The organism is Neisseria sp. CP9 (assembly GCF_047758525.1).
Taxonomy (GTDB): Bacteria; Pseudomonadota; Gammaproteobacteria; order Burkholderiales; family Neisseriaceae; genus Neisseria.
This window is the reverse complement of record NZ_CP180502.1, coordinates 1,062,325-1,084,788: the sequence shown is the minus strand read 5'-3', so window position 1 is coordinate 1,084,788 and position 22,464 is coordinate 1,062,325. Positions and strand designations below refer to the sequence as shown.

Here is a 22,464-nt window from a genome sequence, read left to right as displayed (position 1 = left end):
GCAAGGCGAGGCAACGCCGTACTGGTTTAAAGTTAATTCACTATAAAAAGGTCGTCTGAAACCGTAAATCCAGTTTCAGACGACCTTTGTCTGTTTAAAAAAGATTATTTGAAGCGATAGCCGACAGTAGCCATGTAGCTATTGTTGTGGACTTTCAAATCGTCTTTTTTATAACGGGTTTGCTCCCATTCTGCGCCGACTTCGACATTCGGTGCAACGGCGTATTTCGCGCCCACACCGTAGCCCAGGCCGTTCATATTGTTGCGTTTCGCGCCCAGATTGTCGAAGCGGCCGTAGTGGTAGCCGACCTTACCGTAAGCCAGCGCGTTGTCAGTCAGGCGGTAGCCTTGGACGTAGGAAACGTTGGCATCGACTTTTTGTTTCGCATTGCCCGCAATTTTGCGGTGCAGCGGTTTGACACCGGCTTCAACGCCGCCAATCCAGTTGCTTTGTCCGAATTGTGTGTTGTAGCTGCCGCGTACGGCAACGTCGCCTTTGGTTTTCTCATTCAGCTTGGCATTGCGCACATCACTTTTGGTCACGCCCGCGCCGACTTCCAAGCCTGCGCCGGTAAATGAACCGTCAGCGAAAGTGATGGCGGAAGCGGTAGCCAATAAAACAGTCAGTAAGGTTTTTTTCATGATAATGCTCCTTCACGGATAAACAGGAAGCTTGTTTCTGCTTCCGACGAATCCAGTATCGGACGCTTGCGGATGACCCGCAACCGCCTTTGCCGAGGCGTTACCCATTTTCTCAAGTGCTTAACGTTTGTAATTCATTGAAACGACTGAATTTGTGCCGGCCGAAATGTCGAGGTGCGCGATTTATAATTTGCGTAAAGTACGATGAAAAGTATGAAGATTTATGGAGCTTGCTGTGTGGAGAGAGGGGCGTTTGGCGGCGGCGGCGGAGTGTAGAAAAAATGATAAAGGCTTAGATGACGGTTTACATTGGTTGATGTGGCTTTATTGCCATAAGCGTGAGAAAGGTCGTCTGAAAACTTGGTTTTCGGGTTTCAGACGACCTTTGTTTTATCGTGTTTATATGATTTTTTTCTGATTTCTTTATGCGAAGGTTATAATCCCTGCTTCTTCCAACCTCTCGCAAAGAGAAATACTATGAATAAAACCTTGAAATTAAGCATGTTGGCACTGATTGCCACGTTTTCCCTGACAGCCTGCAGCAATAAAACCATCGATACTTCTTCAACTACGACCACGCCTTCATCTCTTAATGGTACAACTGCAAAAGAAACCGAGGCTTCTGCTGAATCGGATACATCTTCATCTTTCAAAAGTTTGGATGAAAAAGGCAGCTATGCAATGGGTATGGACGTTGGCAAATCCTTGAAGCAGATGAAGGAACAGGGTTTCGAAGTTGATATGAAAGCCTTCTTTAACGCCGTACAGTCCGTATACGATGGTAAACAGACTAAATTGAGTGAATCGGAAGCCAGCATAGCGCAGGTGGAAATCATGACAGAACTTGAAGCTAAAGCAACGAAAAAATACGAGGAAGAAGCCCAAGCCAATAAAGAAAAAGGCGAAGCTTTTTTGAAAGAAAATGCCACTAAAGAGGGCGTGAAAACAACAGCATCCGGTTTGCAGTACAAAATGATCAAAGAGGGTACAGGCAGAAAGCCTCGGAAAAACGATCTCGTACATGTCGAATATGAAGGCCGCCTGATTGACGGTACTGTCTTCGACAGCAGTAAAGAAGGTGTAAGTGATGATGGAGTAGGCGGCATTATTTCTTTTCAGCTTGACCAAACCATACCGGGCTGGATAGAAGGTTTGCAGCTTTTGAAAGAAGGCGGCGAGGCTACCTTTTATATTCCTGCCAAACTTGCTTACGGAGAAGAAAAGCTTGGCAATAAAATCGGTCCGAATTCCGTTTTGATATTCGACGTCAAATTGGTAAAAATCGACAGAAACGGCAAACATCGTATTCGGTAATCTGCTTCTTCCGGCAAAGAGGGCATTAAGATTAGCGCTCATGCAAAACTGGGTGTTGGTTCTGGTTAAAGCCAATCCGATGGTTGTGCTTTCCCTAAAACCTTCTTGATAAGGGGGTGGATAATCGCCGTATCAAATATAGTAGACCTCTTGCGAAAATATTCATCCCATCGCATTAACCAGTCCTGCAATCAGATTTACCCTTAACCCGAACCGTTTCCGCCTGTTGCGGTAAGGCAGCGACAAGATTTTGAATATCTTCAGTTTCCTGTTGATGTGCTCGATGACGGTTCTGAGTTTGCCTAACCGCCTGTTCGCCTCTTTATCCTGTTTGTTCAGCGGATGATGTTTGGATTTCTTTTTCGGGGTCTGTAATCCGGTTTTAGCCAATCCTTGATAACCCTTATCCGCAATGACTATTTTGTAGGGATAAAGCTCTGCAAGGTGCCTCTTGGCTAAACGCATGTCATGCTGAGCACCCATCCCCGTCCGGATGCTGATGATTTTTTCAGTTTCTCTGCCGTATATGACCTGGATTTTAACCGTGTGCCGCTTTTTCTTGCCGCTGTAATACTGCCGCTGTTTTTTTGGGACGTTCAATCGGGCTTTCGGTAACGTCAATGATGACCGTTTGATCGCCCAGATTCTTGTGTTTTGGCAGGGAAAAGCGTTTGCAACGGATGAGGGCGTCCTCGGTTTTACGGATGGTGCGGCAGACATTACTTTCAGAAAGGCCGTAGATGGCGGCCAATTCGAGTTGGGTATGGTAATGACGCAGATAGCTCAGGGTAAGCAGCAGTTGGTCTGCCAAGCTGAGCGTATGCGGCCTGCCTGACTTGACCTTCCGGCTTTCTGCTTCTGTGGTGACTTTCAGCATTTCGTGAAAAAGGACGGGCGTTACACCTGTGAGCCGTTTGAATTCCCTGTCGCTTCTTTGGATGAGGTTTTCGTATTTCATTTGGGAATTGTAAATCTTCAGGATACTTTCGCAAAAGGTCTAGTGGATTAACTTTAAACCAGGACGGCGTTACCTCGCCTTAGCTCAAAGAGAACGATTCTCTAAGGTGCTGAAGCACCAAGTGAATCGGTTCCGTACTATCTGTACTGTCTGCGGCTTCGTCGCCTTGTCCTGATTTAAAGTTAATCCACTATAAAATATAAAAAAGGTCGTCTGAAAACCCGTATTTCAGGTTTTCAGACGACCTTTGTCTTGCCTGACATCGGGTGTTTACGAAATCAGGTTCAAATCGCTGATGCGGTCGTAGAGGCGGTCGGGGTCGTTGCCTTCTTCGTGCATTTGGATGCGCAGGCGCAGGTCGTTGGTGGAAACGGCTTGGCGCAGGGCTTCGTCGTATTCGATTTGACCTTGGATGTAGAGTTCGAACAGGTGTTGGTCGAAAGTCTGCATGCCGTCTGTGCCGGAGCGCATCATGAGTTCGCGGATTTCCATGAGTTCGCCTTTGAAAATCAAATCCTGCATGGCGGGTGTGTTGAGCAGCAGGTCGACGACGGCGGTACGCTGGCTGCGGTTTTTCTTGATGGCGAGGCGCTGGCCGATAATGCCGGTCAGGTTGAGTGCCAAATCCATGAGAACTTGTTTGCGTCGGTCTTCTTGGTAGAAGTTGATGATACGCTCGATGGTTTGGGCAGCGGTGTTGGCGTGGATGGTGAAGACGCATAAGTGGCCGGTTTGGGCAAGCTGGAGGGCGTATTCCATACTGGCTTCGCTGCGCACCTCACCGATACAGACGACGTCGGGCGCTTGACGCATCGCGCTTTGGACGGCGATTTTCCAGTCGTTGGTGTCGATGCCGACTTCGCGCTGGGTGAAGATGCTGCGGCGGGGTTTGTAGATGAATTCGATCGGGTCTTCGATGGTGACGATATGGCCGGGCATTTTGTGGTTGCGGTAGTCGAGCATGGATGCCATGGTGGTTGATTTACCGGAACCGGTCGGGCCGGCAAGGATCAGCAGGCCGCGCGGGGAAAGGGAGAGGTCTTTGAGTTTGGCGGGCAGGCCGAGGCTCTCCATTTCGGGGATTTCTTGGTTGATGCGGCGCAAGACCATGCCGACGCGGCCTTGTTCGTGGTAGGCGTTGACACGGTAACGGGTGTTGCTGCGGGATTGGACGGAGTAGTTGAGTTCCCATTCGCGGTTGAAGGTCTCAAGCTGCTCGGGGTTCATGGTGGATTCGACGATGGCGGCTGTGTCTTCGCCGGTCAGGGCTTTGTGCGGGACGGGGGTCAGGGTGCCGCTGACTTTGACGGCAGGCGGGAAGCCTGCGCTGATGAAGATGTCGGATGCGCCGCGTTTTTCTGCTTCAACGCACATGCGGTCGAGCAGGGGATGGAGGTGTGTGCCGATTTCGGCGGGGGTGGGGATGTGCGGCGGTTGGTTTTTTTGCGAGTAGGCTTGCACCATTTCGCTGAGTAAGTCGTGTAAAGGGGTTGTTTCGCTCATTTTGTGTACTCTTTATCAGTAAGTGAATATTGAGACCGGCGGGCGGTTTGTTTGTTATTGGGTGTTGCCTGCCTTGCGGAGGTCGTCTGAAAACGGGAAACGGGTTTTCTCGTTGTGTAAACTGCGTTTTCAGACGACCTTGTCTGTTCCCGATAATGGTGTGCTGATCAGACGATGTTCATGCTGTCGCTGTTTTGCGCTTTGCTGCGGGCTACGTCGGGGCTGATGGTGCCTTGGCGGACGAGGGTTTGCAGCGCTTGGTCGAGGGTTTGCATGCCGTGTGCTTGACCGGTTTGCAGGGCAGAGTTGATTTGGGCGATTTTGTTTTCGCGGATCAGGTTGCGCACTGCGGGAGTGGAGATGAGGATTTCGTGTGCGGCAACACGACCGTTGCCGTCGCGGGTTTTCAGCAGGGTTTGCGAAATAACCGCGCGCAGGGACTCGGACAACATCGAACGCACCATTTCTTTTTCGCCGGCAGGGAATACGTCGACGATACGGTCCACGGTTTTGGCGGCGCCGGTGGTGTGCAGTGTACCGAATACCAAGTGGCCGGTTTCGGCGGCAGTCAGCGCGAGGCCGATGGTTTCGGGGTCGCGCATCTCGCCTACGAGGATTACGTCGGGGTCTTCACGCAATGCGGAACGCAGGGCGTTGGCGAAGCTGTGGGTGTGTTGGTGCAGCTCGCGCTGGTTGACGAGGGCTTTTTTACTTTGGTGGACGAACTCGATCGGGTCTTCGATGGTGAGGATGTGTGCGGGTTGGGTTTCGTTGATGTAGTTGATCATTGCCGCCAGCGTGGTCGATTTACCGGAACCGGTCGGGCCGGTTACCAATACCAAGCCGCGCGGGTTATCGGCGATTTTTTGGAAAATACGCGGGGCGCGCAGGTCTTCCAGTGTCAATACGTCGCTCGGAATGGTACGGAAGACGGCGGCAGGGCCGCGGTTGGAGGTAAATGCGTTGACACGGAAACGGGCGACGTTGGGCAGCTCGAAGGAGAAGTCCACTTCCAAATCTTGTTGGAACAGTTTGCGCTGATGGTCGTTCATGACCGAAGTGACCATGTTGCCGACTTCTTCGGCGGACATTTCGGGCAGGTTGATGCGGCGGATGTCGCCGTGAACACGGATCATGGGGGACATTCCGGCGCTTAAGTGAAGGTCGGAAGCTTTGTTTTTGACGCCGAAAGCGAGTAAGTCGGTAATCTGCATAATGTGGCCTTGTTTTAGTTTAGAATAATGAGGCGGAACCCGATTTAAAATGCGGACGCGGAATGCCGGGCGTTTCCCTGTTCAGGTTCCGATAAATTGTATTATTTTAAATACATAAACCGTTCAGACCAAGTAAAATTTTCAAAATCGCTGTAATTGATGTAATAAAGGAAGAAATCATGTCGGTATTGCAACAAAATTATGCGGAAGTGTGCCGCCGTATTGCCGAGGCCGAGCAAAAGGCAGGCAGGCAGGCGGGCGAAGTGGGTCTGATTGCCGTCAGCAAAACCTTCCCTTCAGACGACATCCGCGAGGTATATGCCGCAGGACAGCGTGATTTTGGTGAAAACTATATTCAGGAGTGGTACGAGAAAACGGAAACGCTCGCGGATTTGCCCGACATCGTTTGGCACGTCATCGGCGATGTGCAGTCGAACAAAACCAAATTTGTCGCCGAACGCGCGCATTGGGTGCATACGATAGGTCGTCTGAAAACCGCCCGCCGCCTGAGCGAACAGCGTCCGCCCGAAATGCCGCCTTTGCAGGTGTGCATCGAAGTCAATATCGCAGGCGAGGAGGCGAAACACGGCGTTGCGCCCGATGAAACGGTCGCGCTGGGGGTGGAAGTGGCGAAGTTGCCGAATGTGGTTGTACGCGGGTTGATGTGTGTCGCCAAAGCCGACAGCGATGATGAAGAATTGCGTGTTCAGTTCCAAACCATGCAGAAACTGCTTGCCGACCTGAATGCGGCGGGCGTTGATGCGGATGTGTTGTCGATGGGGATGTCCGGCGATATGCCTGTGGCGGTCGCGTGCGGCGCAACGCATGTGCGCATCGGCAGCGCGATTTTCGGCAGGCGGAAGTAAAAAGGGAAAGATAGTCAATGAAACATATCGTCTCGGTCGTTTTGCTTGGTTTGACCTTAACGGGTTGTCGGGTGATGGGCTGGTATCAATGTGAGTCCTTATCAGGCTGGTGTAAGCCTAAAAAGCCGGCAGCAATAGATTTTTGGGAAATTAAAGGCGAGCCGCCGCCTTCTATCGAGGATTTCCGCGGAACACGTTTTGCAGACGGGAGTTATTCTGTTGACGACAATGCTTACCGTACCGCAGCTAATGATTATTTCATGAGGAAAATCAAAAAGTTTGAAGCTTGCGGACTAGCTTGGCATACCCGCGATAAACGCCCTTTGGCGGAAACTTTCAAACAAGAAGGTTTAGATTGTTTGGAAAAACAGGGTTTATACCGAACATCGCTGCCCGAAAGCGTCCGTTGGTAAAAAGGTCGTCTGAAATTTTTCCGGTTTGATAGAAACGGCATTTCAGACGACCTCAGCAAATGTATCTCATTTAAAAAATTAAGGAAATTTATGAACATCTACTTTTTAGGCGGTGGAAATATGGCAGCCGCCATTGCGGGCGGATTGGTCAAGCAGGGCGGATACCGCATTCACATCGCCAACCGTGGCGCGGAAAAACGCGAGCGTTTGGCAAAAGAATTGAATGTCGAGGTTTCCGAATCCCTGCCCGAACTGAATTCAGACGACGTATTAATCCTTGCCGTCAAACCGCAGGATATGGAAGCCGCGTGCCGCAACGTTCGTGCCAACGGCGCATTGGTGCTCTCCGTTGCTGCCGGTTTGTCTATTGATACCCTCAGTCGCTACCTTGGTGGAACGCGCCGTATCGTCCGCACCATGCCCAATACGCCGGGGAAAATCGGTTTGGGCGTATCCGGTATGTTTGCCGCAGCGGAAGTCTCCGAAGCCGATCGCGCCGCTGCCGACCGGATTATGTGTTCCGTCGGTTTGACCGTTTGGTTGGACGAAGAAGACAAGTTGCACAACATTACCGGCATCAGCGGCAGTGGACCCGCCTACGTCTTTTACCTGCTCGGCGCACTCCAAGCCGCCGCTCAGGCGCAAGGGTTTGACGAAGAAGATGCGCGCGCCCTCAGTCTCGCGACATTCAAAGGCGCGGTTGCCTTGGCAGAACAAAGCGGCGAAGACTTCGCGCGATTACAGCAAAACGTTACTTCCAAAGGTGGCACCACCCACGAAGCCATCGAAACGTTCAAATCATGCCACGTCGCCGAAGCCATTGCCCAAGGCGTTGAAGCCTGCGTCAAGCGTTCGCAGGAAATGGCACAACAATATAAGGTCGTCTGAAAATGCGAGGAGATTTATTGATATTGCTTGCCGACGGCATCGTTATCCTGTGTTTGGCACGCCTCTTCCTGCAAGCGGCGGGATTGAGTGAAAATCATGCGCTATTGGCGTTCAGCAAGCGATCAACCGATTGGCTGGTTAAGCCGCTGCACAAAATCCTGCCAGTTAAAAAATACGACCCCGCCTGCCTGTTGTCAGGACTGTTGTTATATTACATCGTATTGACCTTCATCACTTTAGTGGCGCAGCCTACCGCATTCAGCGTCAAAATCATCATCGCCAATTTTATACTGGCCGTATTGAATACAATTAAATCAGCAGCTTATGTGTTGTTGATAGGGTTGTTTATCCGCATGGCGCTCAGTATTAAAGATCCTTATTCCCAACTTTCCGTCGCTTTGGAACGGATATATCGCCCCATACTTTCTCCCGTGCAATTTTTAAAGTACGAACGCTACGATTTTTCAGGTAGTATATTGGCATTATTACTTTGGATTTGGTTAAGCAGTCTATCGCCTCAAATTACCCGTCAAATCAACTTGTGGTTACTGCAATAGACAGCGAGTTCATTAAGAATTTGCAGTATGACGTAAGCAAAATGCAAAAAAGTGAAAATCAAAACCACGGCTGTGAAAACATGGTATTATGCCGCCATTTCTAAACGGACTTGAGAAAAGAAGTTCTAAGAAATCAATAAAATAAACCACTTGAGTAGCATTTCGTTTCCCACAATAGATTGAAAGAAAAATTATGGCAAAGCTGACAGAACAAGACATTTTGAATTGGGACGGCCCGGAAGAAGACTACATGAATAGCGACCAGTTGGCATTCTTCCGCGAACTGCTGGTAAAAATGCAAGACGAACTGATTGAAAACGCATCTGCCACCACCGGCCACCTGCAAGAACACGAATCCGCTCCCGATCCTGCCGACCGCGCCACTCAAGAAGAAGAGTACGCGCTGGAATTGCGCACCCGCGACCGCGAGCGCAAACTTCTGGGCAAAGTACAAGCAACCATCCGCAGCATCGACGAAGGCGAGTACGGCTTCTGCGCAGATACCGGCGAGCCCATCGGCCTCAAACGCCTCCTTGCCCGCCCGACTGCTACACTTTCCGTAGAGGCACAAGAACGCCGCGAACGTATGAAAAAACAGTTTGCCGACTAAAATAACGAAATCGGTTGATTGAATTAGGCAGTAAGAAAATACAAAGGTCGTCTAAAAAGAGATTTCAGACGACCTTTGGTGTTTGTTGGGAGTTGAGTTGCTGTTTGTTTTTGTGCGAGTTGGATGGTTTTGGGCTGTTTGGATTTTGGATTGAGGGTGTTTTGAAATGATGTTTTGAGGAAGTGAACTAAAATCTGTTTTATTTCAGATTGTTGTTAGGTTTTTTAGAATTTTTTGCGGTTTAGGAGTTGACGGTTTTTGCGGGTGGGGGTATAGTTCGGTTCTTCGCTGCTTCGGCGGTGGTTGAACGAACAGGTAAGTATATCACAGTTGGTCTGATTTTTCGAGGTTTTGTGAAAAGTTTTGATTGACAATGATTTGAAATGCTTTATAATTCGTTTTTGCTCTTTAACAAAACAGATTACCGATAAGTGTGAGTGCGACAGCCTCACACTGTTTGAAAGACAGACAAGATGATGTTTTAGACATTGTCCTGTCGGTTTCTTTGAAGCAGACCAGAAGTTAAAAAAGTTAGAGATTGAACATAAGAGTTTGATCCTGGCTCAGATTGAACGCTGGCGGCATGCTTTACACATGCAAGTCGGACGGCAGCACAGAGAAGCTTGCTTCTTGGGTGGCGAGTGGCGAACGGGTGAGTAATATATCGGAACGTACCGAGCAGTGGGGGATAACTAATCGAAAGATTAGCTAATACCGCATATTTTCTGAGGAAGAAAGCAGGGGACCATTTGGCCTTGCGCTGTTTGAGCGGCCGATATCTGATTAGCTAGTTGGTGGGGTAAAGGCCTACCAAGGCGACGATCAGTAGCGGGTCTGAGAGGATGATCCGCCACACTGGGACTGAGACACGGCCCAGACTCCTACGGGAGGCAGCAGTGGGGAATTTTGGACAATGGGCGCAAGCCTGATCCAGCCATGCCGCGTGTCTGAAGAAGGCCTTCGGGTTGTAAAGGACTTTTGTCAGGGAAGAAAAGGGCGGGGTTAATACCCCTGTCTGATGACGGTACCTGAAGAATAAGCACCGGCTAACTACGTGCCAGCAGCCGCGGTAATACGTAGGGTGCGAGCGTTAATCGGAATTACTGGGCGTAAAGCGGGCGCAGACGGTTACTTAAGCAGGATGTGAAATCCCCGGGCTCAACCTGGGAACTGCGTTCTGAACTGGGTGACTAGAGTGTGTCAGAGGGAGGTAGAATTCCACGTGTAGCAGTGAAATGCGTAGAGATGTGGAGGAATACCGATGGCGAAGGCAGCCTCCTGGGATAACACTGACGTTCATGCCCGAAAGCGTGGGTAGCAAACAGGATTAGATACCCTGGTAGTCCACGCCCTAAACGATGTCGATTAGCTGTTGGGCAGCTTGACTGCTTAGTAGCGAAGCTAACGCGTGAAATCGACCGCCTGGGGAGTACGGTCGCAAGATTAAAACTCAAAGGAATTGACGGGGACCCGCACAAGCGGTGGATGATGTGGATTAATTCGATGCAACGCGAAGAACCTTACCTGGTCTTGACATGTACGGAACCCTCCAGAGACGGAGGGGTGCCTTCGGGAGCCGTAACACAGGTGCTGCATGGCTGTCGTCAGCTCGTGTCGTGAGATGTTGGGTTAAGTCCCGCAACGAGCGCAACCCTTGTCATTAGTTGCCATCATTAAGTTGGGCACTCTAATGAGACTGCCGGTGACAAGCCGGAGGAAGGTGGGGATGACGTCAAGTCCTCATGGCCCTTATGACCAGGGCTTCACACGTCATACAATGGTCGGTACAGAGGGTAGCCAAGCCGCGAGGTGGAGCCAATCTCACAAAACCGATCGTAGTCCGGATTGCACTCTGCAACTCGAGTGCATGAAGTCGGAATCGCTAGTAATCGCAGGTCAGCATACTGCGGTGAATACGTTCCCGGGTCTTGTACACACCGCCCGTCACACCATGGGAGTGGGGGATACCAGAAGTAGGTAGGGTAACCGCAAGGAGCCCGCTTACCACGGTATGCTTCATGACTGGGGTGAAGTCGTAACAAGGTAGCCGTAGGGGAACCTGCGGCTGGATCACCTCCTTTCTAGAGAAAGAAGAGGCTGTCGTATTCACACTTATCGGTAAACTGTAGAAGATGCGGAAAAATGCTTGAGTGAAGACAAGATTCGCTTAAGAAGAGAATCCGGGTTTGTAGCTCAGCTGGTTAGAGCACACGCTTGATAAGCGTGGGGTCGGAGGTTCAAGTCCTCCCAGACCCACCAAGAACGGGGGCATAGCTCAGTTGGTAGAGCACCTGCTTTGCAAGCAGGGGGTCATCGGTTCGATCCCGTTTGCCTCCACCAATACTTTCCAAATCAAAGCGAGTTAAAAAGGCAGTGTAACTGCTTTCTTTTTTTCTAAAGAGAAGTCTGATTGTGAATCAGTTTGACGGAAAAAGAAAGGCTGCTATAATAATCAGCTCATTTTGATTTGCGAAGTAAATAGCAATATTGAACGCATCGATCTTTAACAAATTGGAAAGCCGAAATCAACAAACAAAGACAATGTATCTGTTTTTGATGATTGACCGATTGCAAACGGTCAGTTGTCTCCTGGATAGGAAAAGAAAAACAGGTACAGTATTTGGGTGATGATTGTATCGACTTAATCCCGAAAGACAAAAGGCGGGATTAAGACACAACAAGCAGTAAGCTTTATCAGAGTAGGAAATTCAAGTTTGATGTTCTCGTCAACGGAATGTCAGGCAAAGTCAGAGAAGTTCTTGAAATGATAGAGTCAAGTGAATAAGTGCATCAGGTGGATGCCTTGGCGATGATAGGCGACGAAGGACGTGTAAGCCTGCGAAAAGCGTGGGGGAGCTGGCAATAAAGCTATGATCCCGCGATGTCCGAATGGGGAAACCCACTGCATTCTGTGCAGTATCCTAAGTTGAATACATAGACTTAGAGAAGCGAACCCGGAGAACTGAACCATCTAAGTACCCGGAGGAAAAGAAATCAACCGAGATTCCGCAAGTAGTGGCGAGCGAACGCGGAGGAGCCTGTACGTAATAACTGTCGAGATAGAAGAACAAGCTGGGAAGCTTGACCATAGTGGGTGATAGTCCCGTATTCGAAATCTCAATGGTGGTACTAAGCGTACGAAAAGTAGGGCGGGACACGTGAAATCCTGTCTGAATATGGGGGGACCATCCTCCAAGGCTAAATACTCATCATCGACCGATAGTGAACCAGTACCGTGAGGGAAAGGCGAAAAGAACCCCGGGAGGGGAGTGAAATAGAACCTGAAACCTGATGCATACAAACAGTGGGAGCACCCTTGTGGTGTGACTGCGTACCTTTTGTATAATGGGTCAACGACTTACATTCAGTAGCGAGCTTAACCGAATAGGGGAGGCGTAGGGAAACCGAGTCTTAATAGGGCGAACAGTTGCTGGGTGTAGACCCGAAACCGAGTGATCTATCCATGGCCAGGTTGAAGGTGCCGTAACAGGTACTGGAGGACCGAACCCACGCATGTTGCAAAATGCGGGGATGAGCTGTGGATAGGGGTGAAAGGCTAAACAAACTCGGAGATAGCTGGTTCTCCCCGAAAACTATTTAGGTAGTGCCTCGAGCAAGACACTGATGGGGGTAAAGCACTGTTATGGCTAGGGGGTTATTGCAACTTACCAACCCATGGCAAACTAAGAATACCATCAAGTGGTTCCTCGGGAGACAGACAGCGGGTGCTAACGTCCGTTGTCAAGAGGGAAACAACCCAGACCGCCAGCTAAGGTCCCCAATGATAGATTAAGTGGTAAACGAAGTGGGAAGGCCCAGACAGCCAGGATGTTGGCTTAGAAGCAGCCATCATTTAAAGAAAGCGTAATAGCTCACTGGTCGAGTCGTCCTGCGCGGAAGATGTAACGGGGCTCAAATCTATAACCGAAGCTGCGGATGCCAGTTTACTGGTATGGTAGGGGAGCGTTCTGTAGGCCGATGAAGGTGCATTGTAAAGTGTGCTGGAGGTATCAGAAGTGCGAATGTTGACATGAGTAGCGATAAAGCGGGTGAAAAGCCCGCTCGCCGAAAGCCCAAGGTTTCCTACGCAACGTTCATCGGCGTAGGGTGAGTCGGCCCCTAAGGCGAGGCAGAAATGCGTAGTCGATGGGAAACAGGTTAATATTCCTGTACTTGATTCAAATGCGATGTGGGGACGGAGAAGGTTAGGTTAGCAAGCTGTTGGAATAGCTTGTTTAAGCCGGTAGGTGGAAGACTTAGGCAAATCCGGGTCTTCTTAACACCGAGAAGTGACGACGAGTGTCTACGGACATGAAGTAACCGATACCACGCTTCCAGGAAAAGCCACTAAGCTTCAGTTTGAATCGAACCGTACCGCAAACCGACACAGGTGGGCAGGATGAGAATTCTAAGGCGCTTGAGAGAACTCGGGAGAAGGAACTCGGCAAATTGATACCGTAACTTCGGGAGAAGGTATGCCCTCTAAGGTTAAGGACTTGCTCCGTAAGCCTCGGAGGGTCGCAGAGAATAGGTGGCTGCGACTGTTTATTAAAAACACAGCACTCTGCTAACACGAAAGTGGACGTATAGGGTGTGACGCCTGCCCGGTGCTGGAAGGTTAATTGAAGATGTGAGAGCATCGGATCGAAGCCCCAGTAAACGGCGGCCGTAACTATAACGGTCCTAAGGTAGCGAAATTCCTTGTCGGGTAAGTTCCGACCCGCACGAATGGCGTAACGATGGCCACACTGTCTCCTCCCGAGACTCAGCGAAGTTGAAGTGGTTGTGAAGATGCAATCTACCCGCTGCTAGACGGAAAGACCCCGTGAACCTTTACTGTAGCTTTGCATTGGACTTTGAAGTCACTTGTGTAGGATAGGTGGGAGGCTTTGAAGCAGAGACGCCAGTCTCTGTGGAGCCGTCCTTGAAATACCACCCTGGTGTCTTTGAGGTTCTAACCCAGACCCGTAATCCGGGTCGGGGACCGTGCATGGTAGGCAGTTTGACTGGGGCGGTCTCCTCCCAAAGAGTAACGGAGGAGTTCGAAGGTTACCTAGGTCCGGTCGGAAATCGGACTGATAGTGCAATGGCAAAAGGTAGCTTAACTGCGAGACCGACAAGTCGAGCAGGTGCGAAAGCAGGACATAGTGATCCGGTGGTTCTGTATGGAAGGGCCATCGCTCAACGGATAAAAGGTACTCCGGGGATAACAGGCTGATTCCGCCCAAGAGTTCATATCGACGGCGGAGTTTGGCACCTCGATGTCGGCTCATCACATCCTGGGGCTGTAGTCGGTCCCAAGGGTATGGCTGTTCGCCATTTAAAGTGGTACGTGAGCTGGGTTTAAAACGTCGTGAGACAGTTTGGTCCCTATCTGCAGTGGGCGTTGGAAGTTTGACGGGGGCTGCTCCTAGTACGAGAGGACCGGAGTGGACGAACCTCTGGTGTACCGGTTGTAACGCCAGTTGCATAGCCGGGTAGCTAAGTTCGGAAGAGATAAGCGCTGAAAGCATCTAAGCGCGAAACTCGCCTGAAGATGAGACTTCCCTTGCGGTTTAACCGCACTAAAGAGTCGTTCGAGACCAGGACGTTGATAGGTGGGGTGTGGAAGCGCGGTAACGCGTGAAGCTAACCCATACTAATTGCTCGTGAGGCTTGACTCTATCATTTGAAGAACTTCAAATAAAAAGCTTACTGACTGATTCAGTCATCACCGAATATATTGATTAAGGCTTTACCGATTTGTACAGTTTAAGTTTGGCGGCCATAGCGAGTTGGTCCCACGCCTTCCCATCCCGAACAGGACCGTGAAACGACTCAGCGCCGATGATAGTGTGGTTCTTCCATGCGAAAGTAGGTCACTGCCAAACACCTATTCTAAGCCCCCGACAGATGTCGGGGGCTTTTACTTTTATCTCATATTTTATTCATACCTTTACTTGAAACTCGTCATTGCTGTTTCTTGCCTTCTTGCCTTCTTGCCTTCTTGCCTTCTTGCCTTCTTGCCTTCTTGCCTTCTTGCTATGGCTTACTTGCTCACGAGTGGAGATAGGCGGGTGCGACGATGGCGCAGCGGGTAAATGTGACGGATTGGGAGGGTGCGGGTAGAATAGGGATGTTGCAGAATCAATACATAAAGAGATAGTAAACTAAGAAATCTTCAGGTATCGTTTGAACGGAAACGGTAAGACGGATATGATAGCCAACTATTTTACGGTGCCGCACACACAGGCATCATCCGCATTCACAAACTATGGAGTACCTTCTTATGAAAAAATTCCTCTTTGCCGCCCTCTCCCTGCTGACCGCTTCGCTGTCTCTGGCCGCCGTCAACATCAATACCGCTTCCCCGTCCGAGTTGGAAGCCCTGCCCGGTATCGGCCCTGCCAAAGCCAAAGCCATTGTGGACTACCGTCAGCAACATGGTGCCTTCAAATCGGTGGAGGAGTTGAAAAACGTCAAAGGTATCGGTGAGGGCATCTTCTCCAAACTGAAGGCGGAGGCAACCGTCGCCCCGGCACCTGTCAACCCAAAAGCTAAAAACGCCGTCCCATCACCTAAAAAATAGCCTTATTTGCGTATTCATGGAATTGAAGGTGTGAATACGATGGCCAAACTATAGTGGATTAAATTTAAATCAGGACAAGGCAACGAAGCCGCAGACAGTACAGATATAGTTAATTAAAAACAAAATAGTACAATACTCAACTTTTAAGGTCTAACCATGGCATACTCTGCGGACTTAAGAAACAAAGCTTTAAACTATTACGAACAATGCAAAAACATCAGCCAAACCGCAGCGACGTTTAACTTGTCAAGAAACACGCTTTACCTGTGGATTCGCCTTAAAAAACAAACAGGCAGCCTAAAACATCAAGTTACCGGTCTAAATGCCGTCAAATTGGATAGGCAAAAACTGGCTCAATATGTTGGGCAACACCCGGATGCCTATCTGCATGAAATCGCCAAACATTTTGATTGTACGCCAGCCGCCGTTTGCTATGCACTCAAACAGATGGGGATGACGCGCAAAAAAAGACCACCACTTACAAAGAACAAGACCCGGCCAAAGTAACGCATTATTTGACACAGCCGGCCGAATTTTCCGACTACCAACGTGTTTATTTGGATGAAACAGGATTTGACCGCTACCTGTTCCGCCCCTATGCCCGCAGCCTGAAAGGGCAAATAGTGAAAGCGCAGATAAGTGGGAAAAGATACCGACGCTTATCTCTGGTGTCCGCACAAGTCGGCAACCGGCTGATTGCTCCGATGGTTTATCAAAATACGATGACCGGAGTCTTTTTTGAAGCGTGGTTTCAGCAATGCCTACTGCCCGCATTGACTCAAAAATCGGTGATTATTTTAGATAATGCGCGATTTCACCGTATGGGTGTCTTACGGGAAATGGCGGAAAAATGGGGACATAAGGTATTGCCTCTTGCACCTTATTCACCTGAGCTCAACCCGATTGAGAAGGTGTGGGCGAATATTAAGCGGTATCTGCGAACCGTATTGTCTGATTACGCCCGATTTGACGATGCGTTACTGTCCTATTTTGATTTTAATTGACTATAAAAAACGTCCAATCCCGGAAGGGAGTGGGCGTTTTTGTTTGTTGAACCGATCTTGTTACCGTGGCAAAGGGCAGGGAAAGACAATGTAACGTTTCGGCGATTCCTACAATATTGTTACTTACCCCTTTCGGCCTTAAGTGCGCTGTAGATGGTGATACGGCTGACTTGGTAGCGGCGTACCGGGGAGGTAACGCTTTCCTTCCCTTGTGTGTAGGCCTGCTAAATGTCTTGGTGGTATAGAGTGAGGCGGGTGTCTTTGTGCGTTCATGTTTCAGTATTCGGCGAATTCGCATTTGAAGTGCAACTTTCCATAACAGAAAAGGGCCAGTATGCGGTAGCATACGGCCTTTCCTGCAAGAAAGATTGCCATGAGCTACACACAACTGACCCAAGACAAACGATACCATATCCAATACCTGTCCCGCCACTGCACCGTCACTGAAATCGCCAAACAGCTCAACCGCCACAAAAGCACCATCAGCCGCGAAATCAGACGGCACCGCACCCAAGGGCAGCAATACAGCGCCGAAAAAGCCCAGCGGCAAAGCCGGACTATCAAACAGCGTAAGCGAAAGCCCTATAAGCTCGATTCGCAGCTGATTCAACACATCGACACCCTTATCCGCCGCAAACTCAGTCCCGAACAAGTATGCGCCTACCTGCGCAAACACCACGGGATCACGCTCCATCACAGCACCGTTTACCGCTACCTCCGCCAAGACAAAAGCAACGGCGGCACTTTGTGGCAACACCTCAGAATATGCAGCAAACCCGCCTGCGCGGGAATGGTGGTTCATAATGCTGATTAAAAACCAAGCCGCCCGTAGCGTGGATTCTATCCACGAATAAACGGATATGATTGGATTCGGATGTTTGAGTGGAAGATCGTGGGCGAAGCCCACGCTACGGGTTCGGTTTGCCCCAAGTCTGTGCCCATTTGACGGAAAGGTCGTCTGAAAACCGGAATACTTAGTTTTCAGACGACCTTTTTGCAGGAAGAGTTTTATGGATAAGACCTCTGCGTTGTCAGAATGAACAGGGATAATTTGATTCGGATGTTCGGTGGAAGGTCGTGGGCAAAGCCCACACTACGGATTGGTTTATCCTAAATCTGTGTTCACGCGCTGAGCAGGCTTTGGGCGAGGAAGCCGCCTTTTTCGACGCCGGGCAGGATGAAGAAATAGCCGCCGCCGAAGGGGCTGATGTATTCTTCCAGCGGTTCGCCGTTGAGCAGGTTTTGGACGAAGATGAAGCCGTCGGAGAGGTTGGCTTGGTAGCAGATGAACACCAAGCCGACGTCGAGCTGGCCGTTGGCGGCAAGGCCGCGGGAGTAGTTGAAGGCGCGGCGGTAGAGCAGGTGTTTTTTCATGAACTTGGGGTCGCGCGGGTTGGCGAGCCTCATGTGGCTGTCTTTGGGGGTGGTTTTGCCGTCGGGGTCTTTGGCGAAGTCGGCGGTGTCGCTCTCTTTTTTGCCGTCCATGGGGGCACCGCTGTATTTGCGTCGGCCGAAGATTTCGGTTTGTTCCTGCAAGGGGGTTCTGTCCCAGAATTCGACGAAGTGGCGGATGAGGCGGACGGCTTGGTAGCTGCCGTTTTTCGTCCAGGCGGGTTCTTCTTGGCTGTTGGCGGCGATGCCTGTCCAGAGGACTTGGTCGGCAATTTTGGGATCGGATACGTCGGGGTTGCCGGAGCCGTCGCGGAAGCCTAAGAGGTTGCGGGCGGCGATGGCGCCGGGTTCGGCTTTGGGCAGCCAGCCGTCTATGCTCCAGCGGATGACGGCGGTTTGGGCGGTGTTTTTGATGATGTCGCGCAGGGCGGCTTGGCAGGTTTCGGGGGTGAAGGCGCAGATTTGGAGGCTGAGGTCGCCGTCGCACCATGATTTTTGGAGGCGGTCGTTGGGGAAGTCGCGCATTTCTTGGAGGTGGCGGGGTTTTTTGTCTTTGAGTCCGAAACGGTCGTCAAAGAGGCTGCTGCCGACGCCGACGGTGATGGTGAGGCCGTCGGGGCGGAAGGTTTTACCGAGCAGGCCGCTGCCTGCGGGGGGGAGTTTTTCGTCGCCGTCTTGGTATTCACCGCCTTGGGTGAGAAATTCGATGCGGGCGGTGAGGGTGCGGAAGAGGTTTTCGAGTTGTTTGGGGTCTTTGGCGGTTACGTCGAAGGCGCACATGATGCCGAAGAGCTGGTGCGGGGTGGTGATGCCGGCTTGGTGGGTGCCGTAGCAGGGGTAGGCTTGCGGGGAGTGTTCGTTGAGGCGGGTCTCGGCGGCGGTTTCGCCTTGTTGTTTGCCGGCGAACCAGCCTGCCGCGCCGGCTGCGCCTGCGGCGAGGACGGTTTTGAACAGGGTGCGTTTGGTCGGTTGGGTGGGTTGTGGGTTGTTGTCTTGGCTCATGGCGGAGTCCTTTGCGGGGGATTCGGGCTGCGGTAGGTACGCGGGTGTTGCGTTTACAGTTTGCTATGTCGAATGTTCAGACGACGTTTAAGGTCGTCTGAAAACTTTGAATTGTCGGTCAATCCGATACACGGTAAGTAATGTACGATTCCTGAATGTATTTTGGTATGGCGGCAAGGTGTGCCGCGGTTTTAGTTTTTTTGTGGGCAAAGCCTACGTTACGGGCTGACGGCAGAGTTAGGTTGGGTTGGTAAACCTGACAAAACGTTGGAATGAAGAGGTTTTGTTGGGTCTCGACCCAACCTACGATTGCTTTGTCGGATACAAGTGTCCGACCTACACGGCTTTGGTTTTTTCGCGGGCAAAGCCCACGCTACGTCTGCGATTGCCGCGCGGGCATGACTGCTGTCAGCGATAAGTTTTCAGACGACCTCTTAAGTGGTAAGGGGTCGTCTGAAACGGGCGGGTCAAGTTTATTTGAGACCCAGTGTCCCGCGCAGTTGGCTCAGGTCTTCGGCAAGGGCGTTAATCGGTGCCTGAAGGGTTTTGCGGTCTGCGTCGCTGAGTTTGTCGTAGGTTTCAAAGCCGTCTTTGGTTTTGTATTTGGCGAGGATGTCGGTTACTTGTTTGAAGTTGGCATCGACTTTCTCGAGCAGGGCTTTGTTTTTCTCGGCAATCATCGGACGGAAGAGTTCGACGATTTTTTGCGCGCCTTCGATGTTGGCTTGGAAGTCGCTCAAGTCGGTGTGGCTGTAACGGTCTTCTTCGCCGCTGATTTTGCTGCCGGCAACTTCTTCAATCAACACTGCCGCGCCGCCGACGACTTTGTTTGGCGGGAAGGAGAGGGCGTCGATTTCTTTTTGCAGGGCTTCAACGTCTTTCATGAGTTTGTCGGCAATGTCTTTCACGCCGGATACGTCTTTTTTGACCCACAGGGCGTGTTCGATACGGTGGAAGCCGGTGAAGGCCGCGTCTTCGGTTTTGTCTTTGAAGTCGTCTTCACGCGCGTCGATGGCGGGGTCGAGTTCGTTGAAGAGTTCGGCAATCGGCTCGATGCGTTCGTAGTGGGTGCGGGCGGAGGCAAACTGGGATTTGGCTTTTTCGATGTCGCCCGCTTTGACAGCGTCGGTGAAGGCTTTGGTTTTGGCAACCAGCTCTTTGGCTTCGCCTTGGACGTAAACTTTATAGTCGGCAAGCGGTTTGGCGAGTTTTTCCAAATCGGCTTCGTTGCCGGTGTCTTTAAAGCCGCTGTCGGTTACTACCAACTTGCCTCGCGGGTTGGTCAAAAGGCCGCAGGTCATTTCGTATTCGCCCGGCAGCAGGGTGACGGTCATTTTGTCGGAAAGTCCGGGGGCGATGTTTTCGCGTTCGTCAACCACCATCACGCCTTTGAGGATTTCCCATTCCAGCTTGCGGCCGCTGTTGTTTTTGATGTTGAACACGACTTGTCCGCTCGGCACGGTCAGTTCCATCGGTTCGCAGGCAGTGTCGTTCACGCCGACGTTGACGGCGCCGCCGGTATTCGCGCCGGATGCACCCGAAGCACCTGACGCGGCAGGCGCAGATTTTTCCGCTTCAGGCGGCTGACACGCGGTCAGACCCAAAGCCAGCATCACGGATAAAGCAGTTATATTGAGTTTTTTCATTTCAAACCTCTTTGGCATGTTGATAAGAATGAGATACGGAATTTTTAAGCGCCACTAGTGGCTTTCAGACGACCTCTGCACTGCGGCGGGCCTGCTGCCGTGCAGAAACCAAATCATGACGGGAACCAAATACAGCAGCCACGCCAGCACCTCGCCTTGCGTCGGGTGGTCGGTATAGCCGAAGAAGCCGCCGAGCAGCACACCCAGCGGGCTGTCTTCATGCAGGTATTTGGAAGAATCAAACACCACCTCTTGCAGGTGGTTCCACACGCCCGCCTCATGCAGTGCGCGCAGCGAACCGGCCACCAAACCGGCGGCCACCACAATCAAAAACGCGCCCGTCCAACGGAAAAACTTCGCCAGATTCAGACGCATACCGCCCTGATAAATCAGCGCGCCGATGACCACTGCGGTCAGCAGCCCCAATACCGCGCCGACGGGCATAGACCAAGTCGGACTCTGCTGAAACACCGCCAAGAGAAAAAACACACTCTCCAGCCCCTCGCGCGCCACAGCCAGAAAAGCCATGCCGACCAAAGCCCAGCCTTGGCCGTTGCCGCGGTTTAAGGCGGTCTGAACCGAATCCTGAAGCTGCTGCTTCATCGAACGGGCGGCTTTTTTCATCCATAAAATCATATAAGTCAGCATCGCCACCGCCACCAAACCGATAACGCCGACCACAAATTCCTGCTCCTTCTGCGGAATCTCGCCCGTTGCCGAATGGATACCGTATCCGATGCCCAAACACATCAGCGCAGCCAAAGCCACACCCAGCCACACCTTAGGCATCAGCCGCGAATGTCCCGACTGTTTCAAAAAACCCGCGACGATACCGACGATCAAAGCCGCCTCGATACCCTCGCGCAACATAATCAAAAAAGCAATCAACATATATAAAACAAACCTTAAAACTTAATAATATCAATATGAGGAGGAAAACCAGTCCATTTGGTCTTCACCGCATTCGGATTCACACGCAGCATATGTTCATGAAGCCTGTCGAAACCTTCATGACCGAACCACAGGCTTCCCCTCGGGCAAAATGTATGCCGCGCATGTTTACCGCCCGATACGCATTCGATTTCCCAAACGCTGACTTTGTTGATATGCCAACTGGTCTTCGCCAGTCTGACGACCTCTTCAAATCGGTAATGCGCTATCAAAGTCCGTCCGCGATAAACAAACACACCCTGCGTTCCGCAATACAAAAGCTCACGGCTGAAGAACTTGTTACGGCTAAAACAAATAAGTGTGTCACCGTTCAACACCCTATCGGGCGCGGGCGCGATAGAGCGGTATAAGGCAAAAAAGAAGAAAGAGAAGAAAAGGGTTATCGGTATCAGCATGACGGACATGACAAACCTCTCTAAAAATTCAGACGACCCCGGTTAGACAGGGCAGTAGAAATTTTGTTTGAAAATATCGGGTTTGAAATACTGTCTGATACGCCAAAAATATCTATTGGATATTTGATTCCTCCGTCTCTTTATCCCAAGTCTGACAAAGTACCGCCATCTGTCTGCCTTGAAAAGCAAGAGTTTATAAATTGAATCATACAAATGCAAATAATTTTTATTATTTAATCAGTAAGCCGTTATTTAAGCAAGCCAAAAAGTATAGTGGATTAAATTTAAATCAGGACAAGGCAACGAAGCCGCAGACAGTACAAATAGTACGGCAAGGCGAGGCAACGCCGTACTGGTTTAAATTTAATCCACTATAACGGCAAAATTTACCGTAAAGTAAAGCAAATCAACGTTATAGCGATTTCCTAGAGACGCTGTTCATCCGCATAGAAATATAAGCACACCAACAAGTCAAACAAAAAGGTCGTCTGAAAACCCTCGTTTCAGGTTTTCAGACGACCTTTTGATGTCGTCGCCAAACG

The 22,464-nt window shown here is 50.7% G+C and carries 17 protein-coding genes, 2 tRNA genes, 3 rRNA genes and 3 pseudogenes; 16 read left to right on the top strand and 9 right to left on the bottom strand.

Annotated elements, in window-relative coordinates:
- Nucleotides 1–104 precede the first annotated feature (104 nt).
- Complete coding sequence (locus tag ACMYUL_RS05155) at nt 105–641, bottom strand: porin family protein (protein ID WP_070512970.1); 537 nt, start codon at nt 639–641, stop codon at nt 105–107.
- Nucleotides 642–864: 223 nt separating this feature from the next.
- Here ACMYUL_RS05155 and ACMYUL_RS05150 point away from each other — a divergent pair, with 223 nt between their 5' ends.
- Both ACMYUL_RS05150 and ACMYUL_RS05145 read left to right on the top strand, forming a co-directional pair.
- Complete coding sequence (locus ACMYUL_RS05150) at nt 865–1,059, top strand: hypothetical protein (RefSeq protein ID WP_342031916.1); 195 nt, start codon at nt 865–867, stop codon at nt 1,057–1,059.
- 59 nt (nt 1,060–1,118) lie between these two features.
- Complete coding sequence (locus ACMYUL_RS05145; protein ID WP_070512975.1) at nt 1,119–1,955, top strand: FKBP-type peptidyl-prolyl cis-trans isomerase; 837 nt, start codon at nt 1,119–1,121, stop codon at nt 1,953–1,955.
- Between the two features lie 162 nt (nt 1,956–2,117).
- Here ACMYUL_RS05145 and ACMYUL_RS05140 read toward each other — a convergent pair.
- The 3 genes from ACMYUL_RS05140 to ACMYUL_RS05130 all read right to left on the bottom strand — a co-directional run bounded on the left by ACMYUL_RS05140 (nt 2,118) and on the right by ACMYUL_RS05130 (nt 5,630).
- Nucleotides 2,118–2,913, bottom strand: a protein-coding gene (locus ACMYUL_RS05140) for an IS5 family transposase (RefSeq protein WP_415771101.1) whose coding sequence is annotated in 2 segments (ribosomal slippage) — nt 2,118–2,546 and nt 2,548–2,913 — 795 coding nt in all. Because the reading frame shifts where the segments join, the coding sequence is not laid out codon by codon here.
- 270 nt (nt 2,914–3,183) lie between these two features.
- The gene (locus tag ACMYUL_RS05135; protein ID WP_003759784.1) at nt 3,184–4,416 is read right to left on the bottom strand and encodes a PilT/PilU family type 4a pilus ATPase; all 1,233 of its coding nucleotides are present in this window, start codon (nt 4,414–4,416) and stop codon (nt 3,184–3,186) included.
- Nucleotides 4,417–4,583: 167 nt separating this feature from the next.
- Nucleotides 4,584–5,630, bottom strand: a complete 1,047-nt coding sequence (locus ACMYUL_RS05130; protein ID WP_070514187.1) for a type IV pilus twitching motility protein PilT — start codon at nt 5,628–5,630, stop codon at nt 4,584–4,586.
- A 179-nt stretch (nt 5,631–5,809) separates the two neighbouring features.
- Here ACMYUL_RS05130 and ACMYUL_RS05125 point away from each other — a divergent pair, with 179 nt between their 5' ends.
- The 12 genes from ACMYUL_RS05125 (at nt 5,810) to ACMYUL_RS05070 (ending at nt 16,536) form a co-directional block, all read left to right on the top strand.
- On the top strand, nt 5,810–6,496 hold the full coding sequence (locus ACMYUL_RS05125; RefSeq protein WP_070514188.1) for a YggS family pyridoxal phosphate-dependent enzyme: 687 nt from the start codon (nt 5,810–5,812) through the stop codon (nt 6,494–6,496).
- A gap of 17 nt (nt 6,497–6,513) precedes the next feature.
- Nucleotides 6,514–6,909 (top strand): RNA-binding protein, encoded by a 396-nt coding sequence (locus ACMYUL_RS05120; RefSeq protein WP_070514189.1) that lies wholly within the window; start codon nt 6,514–6,516, stop codon nt 6,907–6,909.
- A 90-nt stretch (nt 6,910–6,999) separates the two neighbouring features.
- Entirely contained in the window at nt 7,000–7,797 is a 798-nt protein-coding gene (proC, locus tag ACMYUL_RS05115; protein WP_070514190.1) for a pyrroline-5-carboxylate reductase, read from the top strand.
- A gap of 2 nt (nt 7,798–7,799) precedes the next feature.
- Nucleotides 7,800–8,354: a hypothetical protein gene (locus ACMYUL_RS05110; RefSeq protein WP_070514191.1), complete on the top strand. Its 555-nt coding sequence runs from the start codon at nt 7,800–7,802 to the stop codon at nt 8,352–8,354.
- Between the two features lie 193 nt (nt 8,355–8,547).
- Nucleotides 8,548–8,964: an RNA polymerase-binding protein DksA gene (gene dksA / locus ACMYUL_RS05105; RefSeq protein WP_003744416.1), complete on the top strand. Its 417-nt coding sequence runs from the start codon at nt 8,548–8,550 to the stop codon at nt 8,962–8,964.
- Nucleotides 8,965–9,504: 540 nt separating this feature from the next.
- Nucleotides 9,505–11,045, top strand: a 16S ribosomal RNA gene (locus ACMYUL_RS05100).
- 101 nt (nt 11,046–11,146) lie between these two features.
- Nucleotides 11,147–11,223, top strand: a tRNA-Ile gene (locus tag ACMYUL_RS05095).
- A gap of 5 nt (nt 11,224–11,228) precedes the next feature.
- A tRNA-Ala gene (locus tag ACMYUL_RS05090) sits at nt 11,229–11,304 on the top strand.
- A 431-nt stretch (nt 11,305–11,735) separates the two neighbouring features.
- Nucleotides 11,736–14,627 (top strand): 23S ribosomal RNA (locus ACMYUL_RS05085).
- A 93-nt stretch (nt 14,628–14,720) separates the two neighbouring features.
- Nucleotides 14,721–14,834 (top strand): 5S ribosomal RNA (rrf, locus tag ACMYUL_RS05080).
- Together the 16S, 23S and 5S rRNA genes with 2 tRNA genes alongside form the textbook arrangement of a ribosomal RNA operon.
- A gap of 398 nt (nt 14,835–15,232) precedes the next feature.
- Complete coding sequence (locus tag ACMYUL_RS05075) at nt 15,233–15,532, top strand: ComEA family DNA-binding protein (RefSeq protein WP_415772400.1); 300 nt, start codon at nt 15,233–15,235, stop codon at nt 15,530–15,532.
- 156 nt (nt 15,533–15,688) lie between these two features.
- Nucleotides 15,689–16,536, top strand: a protein-coding gene (locus tag ACMYUL_RS05070) for an IS630 family transposase (protein WP_415772089.1) whose coding sequence is annotated in 2 segments (ribosomal slippage) — nt 15,689–16,004 and nt 16,004–16,536 — 849 coding nt in all. Because the reading frame shifts where the segments join, the coding sequence is not laid out codon by codon here.
- A 122-nt stretch (nt 16,537–16,658) separates the two neighbouring features.
- Here ACMYUL_RS05070 and ACMYUL_RS05065 read toward each other — a convergent pair.
- Nucleotides 16,659–16,766: pseudogene (locus ACMYUL_RS05065) on the bottom strand (IS481 family transposase); the annotation flags it as partial.
- A 143-nt stretch (nt 16,767–16,909) separates the two neighbouring features.
- Between ACMYUL_RS05065 and ACMYUL_RS05060 the strand changes: the two are divergent.
- Nucleotides 16,910–17,314: pseudogene (locus tag ACMYUL_RS05060) on the top strand (transposase); the annotation flags it as partial.
- A 344-nt stretch (nt 17,315–17,658) separates the two neighbouring features.
- Here ACMYUL_RS05060 and efeB read toward each other — a convergent pair.
- The 4 genes from efeB to ACMYUL_RS05040 form a co-directional block, all read right to left on the bottom strand.
- The gene (gene efeB / locus ACMYUL_RS05055) at nt 17,659–18,930 is read right to left on the bottom strand and encodes an iron uptake transporter deferrochelatase/peroxidase subunit (RefSeq protein ID WP_415772398.1); all 1,272 of its coding nucleotides are present in this window, start codon (nt 18,928–18,930) and stop codon (nt 17,659–17,661) included.
- Between the two features lie 473 nt (nt 18,931–19,403).
- Nucleotides 19,404–20,576, bottom strand: coding sequence for an iron uptake system protein EfeO (gene efeO, locus ACMYUL_RS05050; RefSeq protein WP_070512624.1), 1,173 nt, complete (start codon nt 20,574–20,576; stop codon nt 19,404–19,406).
- A gap of 54 nt (nt 20,577–20,630) precedes the next feature.
- Nucleotides 20,631–21,467, bottom strand: a complete 837-nt coding sequence (gene efeU, locus ACMYUL_RS05045) for an iron uptake transporter permease EfeU (protein ID WP_003743200.1) — start codon at nt 21,465–21,467, stop codon at nt 20,631–20,633.
- 14 nt (nt 21,468–21,481) lie between these two features.
- Nucleotides 21,482–21,931 (bottom strand): hypothetical protein, encoded by a 450-nt coding sequence (locus ACMYUL_RS05040; protein WP_415772396.1) that lies wholly within the window; start codon nt 21,929–21,931, stop codon nt 21,482–21,484.
- 234 nt (nt 21,932–22,165) lie between these two features.
- On the opposite strand from ACMYUL_RS05040, the pseudogene ACMYUL_RS05035 reads away from it, so the two are divergent.
- Nucleotides 22,166–22,296 (top strand): annotated as a pseudogene (locus ACMYUL_RS05035) (IS5/IS1182 family transposase); the annotation flags it as partial.
- Nucleotides 22,297–22,464 lie beyond the last annotated feature (168 nt).